This is a genomic window from Microbacterium xylanilyticum (assembly GCF_054654695.1).
Genome location: NZ_BAAIEN010000002.1, coordinates 2,939,185 through 2,955,795 on the forward strand (window position 1 = coordinate 2,939,185; position 16,611 = coordinate 2,955,795).

The 16,611-nt window shown below is 71.4% G+C and carries 17 protein-coding genes; 8 read left to right on the forward strand and 9 right to left on the reverse strand.

The window, feature by feature from the left end; all coding sequences use genetic code 11:
- Window positions 1-25: 25 nt before the first annotated feature.
- Together ACYQ1L_RS14730 and ACYQ1L_RS14735 are read left to right on the forward strand one after the other, a co-directional pair.
- On the forward strand, window positions 26-1,129 hold the full coding sequence (locus ACYQ1L_RS14730; protein ID WP_460004816.1) for an ABC transporter ATP-binding protein: 1,104 nt from the start codon (window positions 26-28) through the stop codon (window positions 1,127-1,129).
- Window positions 1,130-1,226: 97 nt separating this feature from the next.
- Complete coding sequence (locus tag ACYQ1L_RS14735) at window positions 1,227-2,531, forward strand: DUF4032 domain-containing protein (RefSeq protein ID WP_460004817.1); 1,305 nt, start codon at window positions 1,227-1,229, stop codon at window positions 2,529-2,531.
- 135 nt (window positions 2,532-2,666) lie between these two features.
- Here ACYQ1L_RS14735 and ACYQ1L_RS14740 read toward each other — a convergent pair whose 3' ends face one another.
- The 5 genes from ACYQ1L_RS14740 to ispD form a co-directional block, all read right to left on the reverse strand.
- Window positions 2,667-3,305 carry an NAD(P)-dependent oxidoreductase gene (locus ACYQ1L_RS14740; RefSeq protein ID WP_460004818.1) on the reverse strand — a complete coding sequence of 213 codons (639 nt, stop codon included), beginning with the start codon at window positions 3,303-3,305 and terminating at the stop codon, window positions 2,667-2,669.
- A 160-nt stretch (window positions 3,306-3,465) separates the two neighbouring features.
- Window positions 3,466-4,476, reverse strand: a complete 1,011-nt coding sequence (gene rlmB, locus ACYQ1L_RS14745) for a 23S rRNA (guanosine(2251)-2'-O)-methyltransferase RlmB (protein ID WP_159575286.1) — start codon at window positions 4,474-4,476, stop codon at window positions 3,466-3,468.
- The gene (cysS, locus tag ACYQ1L_RS14750) at window positions 4,469-5,881 is read right to left on the reverse strand and encodes a cysteine--tRNA ligase (protein ID WP_460004819.1); all 1,413 of its coding nucleotides are present in this window, start codon (window positions 5,879-5,881) and stop codon (window positions 4,469-4,471) included. The genes rlmB and cysS overlap by 8 nt, the downstream gene beginning before the upstream one ends.
- A gap of 43 nt (window positions 5,882-5,924) precedes the next feature.
- Window positions 5,925-6,902, reverse strand: a complete 978-nt coding sequence (locus ACYQ1L_RS14755; protein ID WP_460004820.1) for a zinc-binding dehydrogenase — start codon at window positions 6,900-6,902, stop codon at window positions 5,925-5,927.
- Window positions 6,903-7,003: 101 nt separating this feature from the next.
- Window positions 7,004-8,218 (reverse strand): 2-C-methyl-D-erythritol 4-phosphate cytidylyltransferase, encoded by a 1,215-nt coding sequence (ispD, locus tag ACYQ1L_RS14760; RefSeq protein ID WP_460004821.1) that lies wholly within the window; start codon window positions 8,216-8,218, stop codon window positions 7,004-7,006.
- A gap of 86 nt (window positions 8,219-8,304) precedes the next feature.
- Between ispD and ACYQ1L_RS14765 the strand changes: the two genes are divergently transcribed.
- From ACYQ1L_RS14765 to ACYQ1L_RS14780, 4 genes are all read left to right on the forward strand, one after another.
- Window positions 8,305-8,646 (forward strand): PadR family transcriptional regulator, encoded by a 342-nt coding sequence (locus ACYQ1L_RS14765; RefSeq protein ID WP_159575282.1) that lies wholly within the window; start codon window positions 8,305-8,307, stop codon window positions 8,644-8,646.
- Between the two features lie 5 nt (window positions 8,647-8,651).
- Complete coding sequence (locus tag ACYQ1L_RS14770) at window positions 8,652-9,539, forward strand: permease prefix domain 1-containing protein (RefSeq protein ID WP_460004822.1); 888 nt, start codon at window positions 8,652-8,654, stop codon at window positions 9,537-9,539.
- 95 nt (window positions 9,540-9,634) lie between these two features.
- Window positions 9,635-10,651 (forward strand): ABC transporter ATP-binding protein, encoded by a 1,017-nt coding sequence (locus ACYQ1L_RS14775; protein WP_460004823.1) that lies wholly within the window; start codon window positions 9,635-9,637, stop codon window positions 10,649-10,651.
- Complete coding sequence (locus ACYQ1L_RS14780; protein WP_460004824.1) at window positions 10,648-11,466, forward strand: ABC transporter permease; 819 nt, start codon at window positions 10,648-10,650, stop codon at window positions 11,464-11,466. Before ACYQ1L_RS14775 ends, ACYQ1L_RS14780 begins: the two co-directional genes overlap by 4 nt.
- A 64-nt stretch (window positions 11,467-11,530) precedes the next feature.
- Here ACYQ1L_RS14780 and ACYQ1L_RS14785 read toward each other — a convergent pair whose 3' ends face one another.
- Window positions 11,531-12,013, reverse strand: a complete 483-nt coding sequence (locus ACYQ1L_RS14785; protein ID WP_159575278.1) for a CarD family transcriptional regulator — start codon at window positions 12,011-12,013, stop codon at window positions 11,531-11,533.
- A 167-nt stretch (window positions 12,014-12,180) separates the two neighbouring features.
- Between ACYQ1L_RS14785 and ACYQ1L_RS14790 the strand changes: the two genes are divergently transcribed.
- On the forward strand, window positions 12,181-12,729 hold the full coding sequence (locus ACYQ1L_RS14790; protein WP_460004825.1) for a DNA modification methylase: 549 nt from the start codon (window positions 12,181-12,183) through the stop codon (window positions 12,727-12,729).
- 67 nt (window positions 12,730-12,796) lie between these two features.
- Here the strand turns inward: ACYQ1L_RS14790 and ACYQ1L_RS14795 are convergent, their stop codons facing one another.
- Window positions 12,797-13,480 (reverse strand): response regulator, encoded by a 684-nt coding sequence (locus ACYQ1L_RS14795; RefSeq protein WP_460004826.1) that lies wholly within the window; start codon window positions 13,478-13,480, stop codon window positions 12,797-12,799.
- Window positions 13,477-14,745 carry a sensor histidine kinase gene (locus tag ACYQ1L_RS14800; protein WP_460004827.1) on the reverse strand — a complete coding sequence of 423 codons (1,269 nt, stop codon included), beginning with the start codon at window positions 14,743-14,745 and terminating at the stop codon, window positions 13,477-13,479. Before ACYQ1L_RS14800 ends, ACYQ1L_RS14795 begins: the two co-directional genes overlap by 4 nt.
- Before the next feature lie 231 nt (window positions 14,746-14,976).
- Between ACYQ1L_RS14800 and phoU the strand changes: the two genes are divergently transcribed.
- On the forward strand, window positions 14,977-15,687 hold the full coding sequence (gene phoU, locus ACYQ1L_RS14805) for a phosphate signaling complex protein PhoU (protein WP_460004828.1): 711 nt from the start codon (window positions 14,977-14,979) through the stop codon (window positions 15,685-15,687).
- Window positions 15,688-15,841: 154 nt separating this feature from the next.
- On the opposite strand, the gene ACYQ1L_RS14810 is transcribed toward phoU, so the two are convergent.
- Complete coding sequence (locus ACYQ1L_RS14810) at window positions 15,842-16,585, reverse strand: phosphoglyceromutase (protein WP_460004829.1); 744 nt, start codon at window positions 16,583-16,585, stop codon at window positions 15,842-15,844.
- Window positions 16,586-16,611 lie beyond the last annotated feature (26 nt).

Here is a 16,611-nt window from a genome sequence, read left to right on the forward strand (position 1 = left end):
GTACCTGCCGGTGAAGGAGAAGACAATGGCAACTGTGACCTTCGACGAGGCCACCCGGCTCTACCCCGGCGGCACCCGCCCCGCGGTCGACAAGCTGAACATCGAGATCGCCGACGGCGAGTTCCTTGTTCTCGTCGGCCCCTCCGGCTGCGGCAAGTCCACCTCCCTGCGCATGCTCGCCGGCCTCGAAGAGGTCAACGCGGGCCGCATCCTCATCGGCGACCGCGACGTGACCGACGTCCCGCCGAAGGACCGCGACATCGCGATGGTGTTCCAGAACTACGCGCTGTACCCGCACATGACCGTCGCCGAGAACATGGGCTTCGCGCTCAAGATCGCCGGTGTCGGCAAGGAGGAGCGGGCCGCGCGCGTGCTCGAGGCCGCCAAGCTCCTCGACCTGGAGCAGTACCTCACCCGCAAGCCGAAGGCCCTGTCCGGCGGTCAGCGTCAGCGCGTCGCCATGGGCCGCGCCATCGTGCGCCAGCCGCAGGTGTTCCTCATGGACGAGCCGCTGTCGAACCTCGACGCGAAGCTGCGCGTGCAGACCCGCACGCAGATCGCGTCGCTGCAGCGCCGTCTCGGCGTCACGACGGTGTACGTGACCCACGACCAGACCGAGGCGCTCACCATGGGCGACCGCATCGCCGTGCTCAAGGACGGTCTGCTGCAGCAGGTCGGCTCGCCGCGCGACCTGTACGAGAACCCGCAGAACGTCTTCGTCGCCGGCTTCATCGGCTCCCCCGCCATGAACCTGTTCGCCTCCGACCTCGCCGACGGAGGCGTGCGGTTCGGCACCGAGGTCGTCCCGCTCGACCGCGAGACCCTCGGCCGGGCGTCGGGCAACCAGATCACCGTGGGCGTGCGCCCCGAGGACATCACGGTCGGCCCCGCCGACGGCAAGGGCATCTCGGTGGTCGTGGACCTGGTCGAGGAGCTCGGCGCGGACGGCTACCTCTACGGCCACACCGACATCGCGGGCAAGCGCGCCGACCTCGTCGCCCGTGTCGACGGCCGCAACCACCCGAACGCCGGTGAGAAGGTCACCCTGGCCGCGAACCCGGGCCACCTGCACGCCTTCGACCTCGAGTCGGGCGAGCGCCTGAACACGAAGCCGATCGCGGCTTCCTGATCATCTGATCGCGCGACGCGGCGCGGGGGGCATCCCCTCGCGCCGCGTCGTCGTATCCGGGCGCTCTCCGCCCGGGACACGAGACCGAGGAGCAGCCATGAAGGATGCACTGAGCATCACCGCGAGCGCTGTGGACCCGGGGCTGCTCTCGCTCCCCTGGTCCCTGCCGCTGTCGAAGTGGCCCTCGGAGGTGATCGTCTCGCTGCCGAAGGGGCTCTCCCGGCACCTGGTGCGCTTCGCGGACCTGAGCGGATCCGTCGTCGCCGTGAAGGAGACCACGGAGGAGATGGCCCGCCGCGAGTACGAGATGCTCGGGAACCTGGCGCGTCTGGACGTGCCGTGCGTCTCGCGCGTGGCCGTGATCGCCGGCCGCACGGACGCCAAGGGGGCGGCGCTGCCCGCGGTGCTGGTGACCTCGCACCTGAAGTTCTCCATGCCGTACCGCGCCCTGTTCACGCGGGTGCTCCGCCCGGACACCGCCACCCGGCTCGTCGACGCGCTCGCTCTGCTGCTCGTGCGCCTGCACAACGTCGGCTTCTACTGGGGCGACGTCTCGCTGTCGAACGCGCTGTTCCGCCGGGATGCCGGCGCCTTCGCCGCCTATCTCGTCGACGCCGAGACCGGCGAGCTGCACGAGGAGGGCCTGACCGACGGCCAACGCGCCTACGACCTGGACCTCGCCCGCACGAACATCGCCGGGGAGATCCTCGACCTCGCCGCAGGCGGGCGGCTGGAGCGCGGCGTGGACGCCGTCGCGATCGCCGACGGCATCGTGTCGTCGTACCGCTCGCTGTGGGCGGCACTCACCGAGCACGAGTCGTTCGCCGCGGGCGAGGCCTGGCGGATCACCGAGCGGGTGGAACGGCTCAACGCGCTCGGCTTCGACATCGGCGAGATGTCCATCCAGACCACGGCCGACGGCACCAGGGTCGAGATCGAGCCCAAGGTCGTCGACGCCGGCCACCACCAGCGCCGGCTCATCCGGCTCACCGGACTCGATGTCGAGGAGAACCAGGCCCGGCGGCTGCTGAACGATCTCGACGAGTTCCGCGCCCGCTCCACCAAGCACTGGGCGGACGAGGAGATGTACGCCCACGAGTGGCTGACGCGGGTGTTCGAACCCGTCGTGCGCGCCATCCCCTACGACCTGCGGGCCAAACTCGAGCCCGCCGAGGTGTTCCACCAGGTGCTCGAGCACCGCTGGTACATGTCCCAGGCCCGCGGCCGCTCCGTGCCCCTGGCGGAGGTGCTCACCTCGTACATCAACGACGTGCTGCGGCACCGCCGCGACGAGGCCACGATCATGGGCCCGCCGACCGAGACGATGTCGCTGCCGGTGATCACCGGATCCGTCCCGCTCGACGACGACGAAGCCGACGTCGACTGGCGGGATCTGGTCTGAGCGGCGTCCTTCGTCTCGTCGCCGCGCTCCTCGCTCAGGAACTGGTGAGGTCCGGTTCCTGAGCGTCCTTCGCCTCGCTGCGCTCGCTCAGGATCCGCACAGCGAGACGAAGGACGACCGCTCGTCGTGGTGCGGTCAGTAGCCGACCGCGAACCGCTCGCCGCGGTGCCGCGGGTTCTCGATCTCGTCGACGAACGCGACCGCGTAGTCGGCGCCCGAGATGTAGGACTTGCCGTCCGCGTCCTCGACGAAGACCTCGCCGCCGTCGCGGTAGGAGCCGGTGCGCTCGCCGGGGACCCAGGCGCCGAACTCCTTCGGCGGGTGCACGTAGAACCAGTCGAGGCCCTCGGAACCCTGCAGGATCTCGAGCGAGTCGATGCCGAACTTCGCCTCGTGGCGGTACTCCTCGGGCACGCCGAGATCCCACAGCCGCGGTCCGCCGGGGGCGCTGAGGCTGCCCATGGCGCCGCCCACGACGCCGAGGCGGGTGGAGGTGCCGGTCAGGGCCTGCACCAGCGCGCGCACCGCGTCGAGGCCCTTGTCGGTCATGTCGCCGCGCGGCGAGATCGCGGAGACGACGACGTCCGCGCCCGCGAGCGTGTCCGCCAGGGAGGCGGGGTCCAGCACGTCGCCCTGGACGTACTCGACGCCCTCGATGCGGTCCGACGGCTCCTTGCGGGACACTGAGACGACCTCGTGTCCGCGCGATGCCGCCTCCGCGGCGATGTGGCCGCCGGCGTAGCCGGTGCCTCCGATGACGATGATGCGGGCCATGCGCTTTCCTTCCATTCCTGCACAGGGTACGGAAGGTGCAAGGATCCGCGGCACCCGCCTATTCCGTCGAATCTCCGGGAACTGACGGATGTGCACTCCGGGTCAACGCCGTGCGTCCGGCGTCGTGCGCGCCCGGCGGTCGCGCACGGTGCCACCGGCGTCAGCCCTTCGCAGCGCGGACCGTCGAGACCTGGTACAGCGCGACCGAGGCGGCGATCCCGGCATTGAGCGACTCCGTGGCCGCGGAGATCGGGATCGACACGATCTGGTCGCAGGTCTCGGTGACCAGACGCGACAGGCCCTTGCCCTCGGATCCGACCACGATCACCACGGGACGGTCGGCGAGCTCGAGCGCGGGCAGCGACACGTCGCCGCCGCCGTCCAGGCCCAGCACGAACACGCCCTGCTTCTTGAACTCCTTGAGCATCGTGGTGAGGTTCGCGGCGAGCGCGACCGGGATGCGTGCGGCAGCCCCTGCACTGGTCTTCCACGCGGCGGAGTTGACGCTCGCCGAGCGGCGCTGGGGCAGGATCACGCCGTGGCCGCCGAACGCCGCGGTGGAGCGGATGATCGCGCCCAGGTTGCGCGGGTCGGTGATGCCGTCGAGCGCCACGAACAGCGGCGTCTCGCCCCGATCGATCACCTGCTCCAGCAGATCCTGCGGGTGCGCGTACTCGTAGGGCGGGACCTTGAGCGCGACGCCCTGGTGCACGCCGTCGAACCCGGCCATGCGGTCGAGCTCCTGGCGGGTGACCTCGAGCACGGGGATCTCCCGGTGACGGGCGATCGCCAGCATCTCCTTGACGCGGTCGTCCATCTCCACGCGCTGGGCGATGTACATCGTGGTGGCGGGGATCTTCGTGCGCAGCGCCTCGAGCACCGAGTTGCGGCCCGTGACCGTCTCGGTGTCGCTCGAGGCGGACGAGCCGGACACGCGGCGGTTCGGGTTCGACCCGCCGCTCTGGGGCTTCTGACCGATCCGGCCCTTGCCGCCGGCCGCCGCGTAGCGCTCCTGGGCCGCCTTGCGCTTGCCGGCGACGTGCCAGGAGCGGTCCTCGGCCTTCGGGGTGTTCCCGCGGCCCTCCAGCGCCTTGCGTCCGTGGCCTCCGGTGCCCTTGATGGCACCCTTCTTCTTGCTGTTGCCCGCTCCGGGGCGGCTCGGCTTAGCCATCGATGCTCCAATGAGTTCCGTCTGGAGTGTCCTCCAGGGTGATGCCCGCGGCGGCGATCGCATCGCGGATGCGGTCGGCGGCGGGCCAGTCCTTGTCGGCGCGCGCCTGGGCGCGCTGGGTGATCATCGCCTGGACGAGGGCGTCCAATGCGGTGGTGGTCTTCGTGTCGGATCCGGCCGATGCCCATTCCGGTGCGAACGGGTCGATGCCGAGGATCCGGGTCATCGCCTGCACATCGGCGAAGGCGTCGATCGCGGCTCCGCGTTCCGAGCGATCCAGTGCCGCGTTCCCCGCACGGACCGTTTCGTGCAGCACCGCGAGCGCCTGCGGCACGCCCAGGTCGTCGTCCATCGCCGCGGCGAAGGCGTCCGGGAGACCACGGTCGGCCCATCCGAGGTGCGGGCCGTGGGCGCGGATGACCCGCTCCTGGAAGGTGCGGATCCGCCCCAGCGCGGCTTCGGCCTCGGTCCACGACGACTCGGAGAGGTCGAGGCTGGAGCGGTAGTGCGCCGCGGCGAGAGCGTAGCGCACGACCAGCGGATCATGTTTGTCCAGCACGTCCGCCGCGAGCGTGAAGTTGCCGAGCGACTTCGACATCTTCTGCCCGTCCACGGTGACGAGGCCGTTGTGCACCCAGTAGCGCGCGAAGGCGTCGCCGGCCGCGGTGGACTGAGCGACCTCGTTCTCGTGGTGCGGGAAGCGCAGGTCGAGGCCACCGCCGTGGATGTCGAACTCCGCGCCGAGGTAGCGCCGCGCCATCGCCGAGCACTCGATGTGCCAGCCCGGTCGCCCCGCGCCCCAGGGCGAGTCCCAGGTCGCGTCGGCCGGCTCTCCCGGCTTGGCGCCCTTCCACAGCGCGAAGTCCTGCGGGTTGCGCTTGCCGCGCGGATCCGCATCCTCCGCCGCCTCCATGGCGTCGACGGACTGACGCGTCAGCTCCCCGTAGGCGGGCCAGGAGCGCACATCGAAGTACACGTCGCCGGAACCGTCCGACGCCGGATACGCGTGGCCGCGCTCGATGAGCCGGGCGATGAGCTCCTGCATCTGCGGGATGGATGCCGTCGCACGCGGCTCGTACGTCGGCGGCAGGATCCCCACGGCGGCGTATGCGGCGGAGAACTCCTGCTCCATCCGGTACGCGAGCGCCCACCACGGCTCGGCGTCGGAGGCGTTGGTGAGCACCTTGTCATCGATGTCGGTGACGTTGCGCACGAACGTGACGCGGCCGTACCGCAGCTGCAGCCAGCGCCGCAGGAGGTCGAAGCTCAGTGCCGCCCGTACGTGCCCTATGTGCGGGCCCGACTGCACCGTGGGTCCGCACACGTAGATCGTCACGTTCGAGGGGTCGAGCGGAACGAACTCGCGCAGTTCCTGCGCGCGCGTGTCATGGAGGCGGATCGTCACCGCTCAAGCCTACCGGGGCGCCCCTGTCAGTTTCGGGGGGCGATCAGGGCCGCAGCAGGATCTTGCCCTCGCGGCCGGCCCGCAGGGTGCCCTCGGATGCCTCGGCGACCTGCTCGAAGGGCAGCACGGCCTCCACCGGCAGGGTGAGCACGCCCTCGCGCAGGCGCTGCAGCAGCTCTCCGAACAGGGCGCCGCGCTGCTCCGCGGGCATGGCCCCGGCGACCTTCGATCCCCAGAACCCGCGCACGGTGAGCTGCTTGAAGATCACATCGCCCGAGGAGATCCGCATGATCGGGGACGCCATCGCGCCGAAGAGCACGAGCAGACCGCCCTCGCCGAGCATCGCGGCGATCTGGCCGGTGGCATCGCCGCCCACCGCGTCGATCCCGGCGCGGATGGGCGCGTCGGCCGTGAGCGCGCGCACCTGGTCCTGCCAGTCGGCTGCGTCGGTCGCGACGACGTTCTGCACGCCCTGCGCCGCGAGCTCGGCGACGCCGCCGGCGCGGCGGACCAGGCTCACGACGTGCACGCCCCGGGCGGCCGCCAGCTGGGCGACCATCCGGCCGACCGCGCCGTTCGCGGCGTTCTGGATCATCCAGTCGCCTGCGCTGATCCCCAGGGAGTCCAGCACGCTGATGGCGCTGAACGGCATGGCTCCGAGCTGCGCCGCCTGCTCGTCCGGCACGTCGTCGGGCACCGGGATGACCCCCGCCGCCGACGCCAGCACGTGCTCCGCCCACGCCCCGAAGGCCCCCGCGACGGTGACGCGGCGCCCGAGCAGCGCGTCGTCGACGCCCTCGCCGACGGCGTCCACGACACCCACGGCCTCGGTGCCCGAGCGGGCCGGCAGCTCGGGCTTGTAGCCGTACAGGCCGCGGACGGTGAGCAGGTCGTGGTTGTGCACGGTCGCGAGCAGAACCCGGAGCCGCACCTGCCCCGGTCCGGGCTCAGGCAGGGGGACGTCCTGCACGGACAGGACCTCGGCGGGATCCCCGAAGGAGGAGTGGACGAGTGCGCGCATGAAGGATCCTCTCTCGCGCGGCCGGGGTGACGGCGGTGGCCGCATTCCCCCAGCGTAGGCACGTGCGCGACGCGGAGGAACGGAATCCAGGTTCCGCGGATTCAGCCGTGCGCGATCGAATGCACCAGGGCGACGGCCGTGACCGCGATCCCCTCGCCGCGCCCGGGGAAGCCGAGGCCGTCGGTCGTCGTCGCGGAGACCGCGACCGGCGCGCCGCCCAGCGCGGCGGAGAGCGCGCGCTGGGCCTCGTCGCGTCGCGCGCTGAACCGCGGGCGGTTGCCCTGGAACTGCACGGAGACGTTGCCGATCGCGTACCCCGCCTCGGCCAGGATCCCGGCCGTGCGCGCGAGGAACACATCGCCGTGTGCACCGGCGTACTCGGGGTGCGCCGTGCCGAAGTGCTGCCCGATGTCGCCGAGTCCGGCCGCGCCCAGCAGGGCGTCCACGATCGCGTGCGCCACCGCATCGCCATCGGAATGCCCCTCGAGCGCGGGCTCACCCGGCCAGTCCAGGCCCGCCAGGCGAAGGGTTCCTCCGTCGGCGAAGGCGTGCACGTCGGTGCCGATGCCGATGCGCGGGACGAGCGGCGCTTCGGCCGCTCGCCGAGCCCGCCCCGACGCGGGGACGGAGGCGTTGTCGATGATCATGCGGGCGCGCTCCAGGTCGTGCGGGGTCGTGATCTTGAAGGCCTCCTCGGATCCGAGGACGTGGTGCACCGCTCCCCCGGCGGCCGCGAACAGCGCCGCGTCGTCGGTGTACTCGACGCCGCGCTCGGCGGCCTGCGCGTACGCGGCTTCGAGCTCCGCACGCGGGAAGCCCTGCGGCGTCTGCGCGGCGGCCAGCTCCGCCCGGTCGACCGGCGCGACGACCACCCCGTCGTGCACGCGTTTGAGGGTGTCGACGACCGGCAGTGCCGGGATGACGCCGATGCCCGGAGCGATGGCATCCGCGACCGCGGCGAACTGCGCCGCCGGGGTCAGGGCGCGCGCGGCGTCATGCACGAGCACGGTGTCGACGTCGCCGGCGAGCACGGCAAAGCCCGCGGCGACCGACTGCTGGCGGGTGTCGCCCCCCGCGACCACCTGTGCGGGACGTCCGCCCGCCATCGCCGCCGCCTCAGCCTCCCGCCCGGCGGGCACCACGAGGATCACCTGCGCCGGTGCCGCAGCGAACACGCCGTCGAGCGCGCGCTGCAGGATGGTGCGCCCGGCCAGCGGAACGAAGGCCTTCGGCGCTCCCGCCGCCAGCCGGGCGCCGGACCCCGCGGCCACGACGATCACGGCGGTGCGGGCGAGCGGCGGGACGTGGTCGGTCACGCTCTCACGTTAGCGCCCGACGGCCGCGCCATCGGTCTGGAGAAAACCTTGCGTGAATCAGTACTTGATCTGATACAGTACTTGACATGAACGATGACGCCTTCTCCGCGGACCTCCTGCGCGGGCACACCGACACGATCGTGCTCTCCACGCTCCGCTCCGGCGACCGCTACGGCTTCGAGATCTACAAGACCATCCGGGACGCGACCGGAGGGGACCACGAGATCAAGGAGGCCACCCTGTACGCGACCTACCGGCGCCTGGAGAAGGACGGCCTGGTCGAGTCGTACTGGGGCGACGAGACGCAGGGCGGCCGCCGCAAGTACTACCGGATCACCGACGCCGGGCGCGCCGTGTACCGCAGCAACGTCGCGGCATGGGTCGCCACCCGCCGCGTGATCGACACACTTCTGGACGTGAAGGACTGAACGCCATGAACACCGACATCCACCGCCTGCTGGACGAGGCCTTCGCCGGGATCGAGATGACGCCGGCCGCCCAGGACCTCAAGGAGGAGATCCGCGCCAATCTCACGGCCCAGGTCGACGACCTCGTCGCCGCGGGCGCCTCCCCCGCCGAGGCCGCTCGGCGTGCGATCGCCGACCTCGGCGACGTGCGCGCCCTGCTGGACGACGAGCCCGCGGGCGCATCCGGCCAGGGCTGGGAGGCCCTCACCGCCCGCAATCGGGTGCGCCCGAAGCCCGGTTTCGTGGTGCGCACCGTGGTGCTGAGCCTGCTGGCCGCCGGCGCGCTGGTCGGGATCCTGCTCGTCCTGCTGCTCGTCCACCCGGCGGCTCCCGCGGCGGTCGCCGGGCTCGGCGCCCTGGTCGCGGTCGCGCTGGGGATCGTGACGGCCGACGCCCTGCTGCAGGAGACCACGACCAACCATCCGCTGCCGGGGGGACGCGCGACCGGATTCGGCCTGGCCACGACCGGCACGCTGCTGGCCCTCGGCCTCGGCGGCGCGTTCGCCCTCGCCCCGGACCAGTTGTGGCTCGTCATCCTCGCCGCGATGCTGCTGGTCGCCGCGATCGCCCTGTTCTCCTACCTCGGCGCGACGAAGACCAACCGGCACAAGGCCTGGGTGCGCGGCGCCGCAGGGCAGATGCCGCCGAACCGGTTCGAGACGGAGCCGGAGACCGCCGCCCGGTTCGGGATCTACACCGCGGTGCTGTGGTTCGTCACGCTCGCCGTGATCATCGTGCTCGTCTTCACCGTGGGCTGGTGGTGGGCGCCCGTGGCGTTCGTCGCCGGGCTCGCCGCCATGATGCTGCTCCTGGCCCGCATGCTCTACGCACCGCGCGGCGGCGACCGCCGCTGACCGGTCGGCGGATCCGATCGGGCGATCATCGCCCCCTGCCGGATCCGCCCTCCCCCATACGCAGAAGAACCCTCGGAACGGAAGGGATGCTCGTCATGCCCGCAGAACACACCGCCATCATCGCCGACGACCTCGTCAAGGAGTACCGCGGCCGCGGCCGTCGGCCCGCCGTCCGGGCCCTCGACGGCCTGAGCTTCACGGTCCCCGCCGGACGCGTCTTCGGCCTGCTGGGCCCCAACGGCGCCGGCAAGTCCACCACCACCAAGATCCTCACGACCCTGTCGCGTCCCTCGTCCGGACGCGCCGCGGTCGCCGGTCACGACGTCAGCACGGCGCCCGGCGACGTGCGCGCCGCGATCGGCTACGTGTCCCAGGGCACGAGGACGGACCCCAACCTCACCGCGACCGAGAACCTGGAGATCGCCGGGCGGATGCGCGGGCTCAGCGGCCCCGACGCCCGTGCGCGCTCCGCCCGCCTGCTCGCGGAGTTCGGCCTCGCCGACGCCACCCGCCGGCCCGTGCGCACGTACTCCGGCGGCATGCGCCGGCGGCTCGACGTGGCCGCGGCGCTCGTGCACCGTCCGCAGGTGCTGTTCCTGGACGAGCCGACCACCGGGCTGGATCCCGAGGCGCGCGCGGCGATGTGGGCGGAGATCCGTCGACTCGCGGGCGAAGAGGCGCTCACCGTGGTGCTCACCACCCACTACATGGAGGAGGCCGACCGGCTCGCCGATGAGCTTCTCCTCGTGAACCGGGGGCGCGCGGTCGCCCAGGGCACGCCGGAACAGCTCAAGGCCGCCCTGCACGGCGACGCCGTGCGCGTGACCCTCGTCGAGCCCGACCCCGTCGCCGTGCGCCGGGCGATCGCGCACGTCCCGGGGCTGCGCGACGTGCTCGTGGAGACCTCCGGCGTGGACGGGCTTCTCGTGGCGCGCACCGACGACGCCGCCACCGCGGTCGGCGCGGTCATCGCCGCGCTCGACGGCGCCGGGATCCGCTACGGCCAGGTCGCGGCGTCCCACCCCACCCTCGACGACGTGTACCTGCACTTCGTCGGCCACACCTTCGGCGACGCCGCGGCGTCCGCCCTCACGGAAGGAGTCGCGGCATGAGCGCGATCACCCTCTCCCCCGCCCGCGTGGCGGCCCCCGCGAGCCCCGGCTGGTTCACGCAGACCGGCCAGGTGCTGCGGCGTTGGTCCATCGTGTCGATCCGTCAGGCCTGGGGCCCTGTCATGAGCCTCATCCAGCCCGTGATCTGGATCCTGCTGTTCGGGCAGGTGTTCCGCACGCTGGGCGCGCTGCCGCAGTTCGGCGGGCACGGGTACATCGACTACCTCGTCCCCGGGATCCTGATGATGACGGTGCTGTACTCCGGTGCGTGGGCCGGCACCGGCTTCATTGACGACATCGACTCCGGCGTGATGGACCAGTACCTCACTTCGCCCCTGCGGCGCTCCGCGATCATCGCGGGGCAGCTGCTGCAGCAGCTGGTCATCAACGTGCTGCAGTCCCTCGTCGTGATCGGCATCGGCTGGCTCGGCGGAGCCCGCTATCCGGGCGGCCCGGCCGGCATGCTCGTCGCGCTGGGCGTGGCCACCCTGTTGGCGACGACGTTCTGCTGCGCGTCGACGGCCGTGGCGCTCACGGCCCGCAGCCAGATCGCTCTCATCAGCCTGTCGCAGCTCATCGTGCTTCCTGCGACGTTCCTGTCGACCACGATGATGCCCGCCGCGGCGATGCCGGAGTGGGTGCAGAACGTCTCGCGGTGGAACCCGATGACCTGGGCGGTCGAGCTCGGGCGCGGCGGTCTCTCCGGCGCATTCCCCACGGACGGCTGGTGGCAGACCGGCGGTCTCGCGCTGCTGGCAGCCCTTGCGTTCACGTGGGCGCTGCGGGCGATCCGCAGCTATCAGCGCTCGATCTGAGACCGCGCGCGGGCGCGAAGAAGGGGTGGGAGCCGCACGGCTTCCACCCCTTCTTCGACGGAGCTCAGGAGGCGAGGACCTCGTCGAGCAGCGATCCGGCCTTCTCCTCGTCGATCTTCTCCGCGAGCGCGAGCTCGGAGGTGAGGATCTGACGGGCCTTGGCCAGCATGCGCTTCTCGCCCGCGGAGAGCCCGCGGTCCTGATCGCGGCGCCACAGGTCGCGGACGACCTCGCTCACCTTGATCACATCGCCCGAGGCGAGCTTCTCGAGGTTCGCCTTGTAGCGGCGCGACCAGTTGGTCGGCTCCTCGGTGAACGGGGCGCGCAGCACCTCGAAGACCCGGTCCAGGCCCTCCTGACCGATCACGTCGCGCACGCCGACCAGGTCGACGTTCTCGGCAGGCACCTCGATGATGAGGTCTCCCTGCGTGACGTTCAGCTTCAGGTACTTCTTGGTCTCGCCCTTGATCACCCGTTCCTTGACCTCGATGATCGTCGCGGCGCCGTGGTGCGGATAGACCACGGTCTCACCAACCTCAAAAAGCATAAAGTCGTGTCCTTTCGGCAACCTCCAGGATACCACAGCGGGAATGCGCTAAGGTTCGCGCCCCTTGCCCGCTCCGCGGCCTCACGCGCGCGCGGGGCGAGCCGTGATCGGACGACGCGTGCCCCTAGAATGGTGCTGGATCATCACGTGAATTTTCTGGAGGACCCGTGAAATCGCGCCTTGCTGCGTCCATCGCCCTCAGCGCCCTCGTGATCGTCGGCGCCAGCGGGTGCGCCGGGATCACTCCGCAGGCGACCACGATCGACTACTCGGCCTCCGACGGGGCGAACGTGCCCAAGAAGGGTCCGATCGAGGTCCGCAACGCCTTCTTCGTCGTCGACGCGGACGGCACCACCGGCAACCTCGTCGCGGGTCTGGTGAACACCACGGCCGACTCCGCCACGATCCACATCTCGGTCGGCGACGGGCCTGCCCAGAGCGTGCGCATCGCCGGTCAGAAGTCCGTCAGCCTGGGTGGCGATGAGGCCGAGCCGCTGACCTTCGAGGGCCTGGACACCGAAGCCGGCAAGACCGTCGAGGTGTACTTCCAGTCCGGCGATGCCGAGGGCGTCAAGTACGCGATCCCGGTGCTCGACGGCACCCTCCCCTACTACTCCACGCTGGTGCCGACCCCGGCCCCGACCCCGCGGCCGACCTCCACGGTGGCCCCGGCCGTCGAGGTGACCCCGACCCCGAGCGAGACCCCGGTCGGCTGAACCGCGTTCGACCTCGCAGAACGCCCCCGGATCCGATCGGATCCGGGGGCGTTCTCGCATGTGCGATTCAGCCCTCGAATCGGTAGCCCAGGCCGCGCACGGTGACGAGCATCACCGGCTCGGAGGGGTTCTCCTCGATGCGGGAGCGGATCCGCTTGATGTGCACGTCGAGCGTCTTCGTGTCGCCGAAGTAGTCGCTCCCCCACACCCGGTCGATCAGCTGGCCGCGGGTGAGCACGCGTCCGGAGTTGCGCATCAGCACCTCGAGCAGTTCGAACTCCTTGAGCGGCATGTTGATCACCTGATCGTCGACCGCGACCGTGTGCCGGTCGATGTCGAGGGTGACCCGGCCGCCTTCGAGGACGCGCTCGTCGACGTCGTCCTCGGCCTGCACGACCCGGCGCAGCACGGCGCGCATGCGGGCCAGCAGCTCGCGCGAGGAGTAGGGCTTGGTGATGTAGTCGTCGGCGCCGAGCTCGAGGCCCACCACGATGTCGACCTCGGAGTCCTTCGCGGTGAGCATGATGATCGGGACCGTCGAGGTGGTGCGGATCTGCCGGCACACCTCCGTGCCCGGCATGCCGGGCAGCATCAGGTCGAGCAGCACGATGTCCGCCCCGCTCTCGCGGAACAGGGTGAGCGCGGTGGGGCCGTCCTCGGCGATCTCGACCTCGTAGCCCTCCCGGCGGAGCAGGTAGGCGAGCGGGTCGGCGAGATCGGGCTCGTCTTCGACGAGGAGGATGCGGGTCATACGAGTTCTCCGGTATCGGTGCGGGGCTGGTCCGTGCTGATCACGGGCGACGAGCCGGTGCGGGGCGGTTTGCGCGCCTTCCGCTTCTTCTTGGTCTTGTCCTTCTTGGGCTTCTTGCGCCGGCCGGGGCCGTCCTCGGCCTCGGGCGAGGGGATCTGCGGGAGGCGCATGGTGAAGGTGGAGCCGCGGCCCGGGCGCGACCACAGCCGCACCTCCCCGCCGTGGCGCTGCGTCGCGTGCTTCACGATCGACAGCCCGAGCCCGGTGCCGCCCGTGCGCCGCGAGCGCGCCTCGTCGGCGCGGTAGAACCGCTCGAAGATGCGCTCGCGATCGGCCTCGTCGATCCCGATGCCCTGGTCCGAGACCGAGATCTCCACGACGCCGTCGTCCACGCGCACGCCGACGCCCACGCGGGATCCCCGCGGCGAGTACACGATCGCGTTGGCGATGAGGTTGCCGACCGCCTCGATGAGGATCTGCGCGTCGCCGCGCACCCAGGCCCCGCGCTCCCCGCCGCGGGTGAGCTCGACGCCGGCGGACGCCGCCTGGACGGCGTGCGCCTCCACGCTCGTGGCGATGACCTCGTCGATCGCGACCGGGCCGAACTGGCCGAGGCCATCGGAGGACTGCAGCCGGGACAGGCTCATGATGCGCCCGGTCAGCTGACCCAGGCGCGCCGCCTCGGCCTGGATCCGGGTCGCGAAGGCGCGCACCTGGGCGGGATCCTCGGCGGCGGACTCGATGGCCTCCGCGAGCAGGCTCACGGCTCCGACCGGGGTCTTCAGCTCGTGGCTGGTGTTGGCCACGAAGTCGGTGCGCATCTGCTCCAGCCGCTCCTGCTCCGTGATGTCTCGGATGATGAGCAGGCTCAGGCGCGGCCCGATGCGGCTCGCCCTGGCTGCGACGAGCCGCGGGTCGAGGTTCCGCCCGCCGCGCGCGAGCCGCAGCGTCGCCGTCTCGCTGCCGCCCTCGCGCACCGCGCGCACGAGCTGACGCAGCTCGGGGTTCTCCAGCGTCGCGCCGACGCCGATTCCGAAGCGGGCGGCCGCCGAGCTCGCGGCGGTGACCAGACCGGACGGATCCACCGCGCACGCGGCGTCGTCCATGGCGGCAAGCACGTCGGTCAGCCCGTCCGGGAGCTCGCTGGACGCCTGCAGCTCTGCGGCGGTGCGAGCCCGCATCGCGGCCACGATCATCGCGGCGATGCCCGCGCCGATCACGGCCCCCAGCCCGAGGGCGAGCAGGGCGAGCAGAGTGCTGTCCATGATCTCCAGAGTAGAGGTCGTTCACCCCCCGATCCGGCGGGTTCGCGCCCCTCGCACCGCCTGGCGCGCTACTGTTCACGAGCACGGCACCAACCGTTAACCTTCGCCGAACAGAATCGGCACGTGCGCGTCACGACCCGTGACGGGCACCGCCCCGTGCCCGCGCCGCGGGCCGCCGTGCGACCCCGCCCCTGCCGAAGTCCGGGGTCACCGAACGAAAGGTGCGCAGCCATGCGCGAAGTCTTCCACCAGTCCCTCGAGGATCTGCAGGCGCAGCTCGTCGAGATCGCCGACCTCGTGGCCGTGTCGATCGAGAAGGCCACCCGCTCGTTCGCGACCAGTGACGTGGCCCTCGCCGAGGAGGTCATCGCCGACGACGCGCGCATCGACGAGCTCGCGGTCGCGCTCGACGAGCAGGCCATCGAGATCCTCGCCCGTCAGCAGCCGGTCGCCCGCGACCTGCGCATCGTCGTCACCGCGCTGCGCGTGAGCGCGTCTCTGGAGCGCATGGGCGACATGTCCGAGCACATCGCGCAGCTGGCGCGGCTGCGCTTCCCCGAGCGCGCCATCCCCAAGGGCCTGAAGGGCACGTTCACCCGCATGGGCGAGCTGGACGTCGAGATCGCCCGCACCCTGTCCGAGCTGCTGCGCACGCAGGACCTGCGACTCGCGGACTCGATCCGCAACGCAGACGACGACGTGGACGAGCTGCACGCGAGCGTGTTCGAGAAGGTGCTCAGCGACAACTGGAAGGGCGAGGCGACGGCCACCGTCGACGCCACCCTGGCCAGCCGCTACCACGAGCGCTTCGCCGACCACGCGGTCGCCGTCGCGAAGAAGGTCGTCTACCTGGCCACGGGCGACTGGGCCGTCGACGAGGAGGACATCGCCCTCGCCGTCGAGGCGCAGGCCGAGGCGGAGACCGGATCCGGGCTGGCCTGACCTCCCGCCCGGCCGTGCGGCAGCATGGCGCGCTGCGTCATGAGTTCGCGCCTCCACGCCGAGACCCCCACAGACCGTCGAAACCCCCCTCCGCCAGCGCGGCGAGAGGGGGGTTTCGTTGCTCCGAGGGGTCTCGGCGCGGTCAGAACGGGTGTTACTTCTTGCCCTGGTTCGCCACGGCGGCGGCGCCGGCGGCGGCGGCTTCCGGGTCGAGATAGCGGCCGGGCCCCGTGGGCCGGTTGTTCTCGTCGAGCTCGTAGACGAGCGGGATGCCGGTCGGGATGTTCAGTTCGGCGATGTCGGCGTCGCTGATGCCCTCGAGGTGCTTGACCAGGCCGCGCAGCGAGTTGCCGTGCGCCGTGACGAGCACCGTCTTGCCGGCAGCCAGGTCCGGGACGATCGCGGATTCCCAGTACGGCAGCAGGCGGTCGATCACGAGCTTGAGCGACTCGGTGCGCGGCACCTCGCCGTCGATGCCCGCGTAGCGCGGGTCGTTCACCTGGCTGAACTCGCTCGCGTCGTCGAGCGGGGGCGGCGGCACGTCGAAGGAGCGGCGCCACAGCTGGAACTGCTCGGGGCCGAACTCCTCGAGCGTCTGCGCCTTGTCCTTGCCCTGCAGGGCTCCGTAGTGGCGCTCGTTGAGGCGCCACGACCGCTCGACCGGGATCCACAGCCGGTCCGCCGCGTCGAGCGCGATGTTCGCAGTCTGGATCGCGCGGCTGAGGACGGAGGTGTGCAGGACATCCGGCAGGATCCCCGACTCTGCGAGGAGCTCGCCTCCGCGCCGGGCCTCGTTCCTGCCCTGCTCGGAGAGGCGGACGTCCACCCAGCCGGTGAACAGGTTCAGTTCGTTCCATTCGCTCTGGCCGTGGCGGAGCAGGATGAGGGTGCGGGTCATGTCCCCAGCCTACGGCGTGCGCGGCG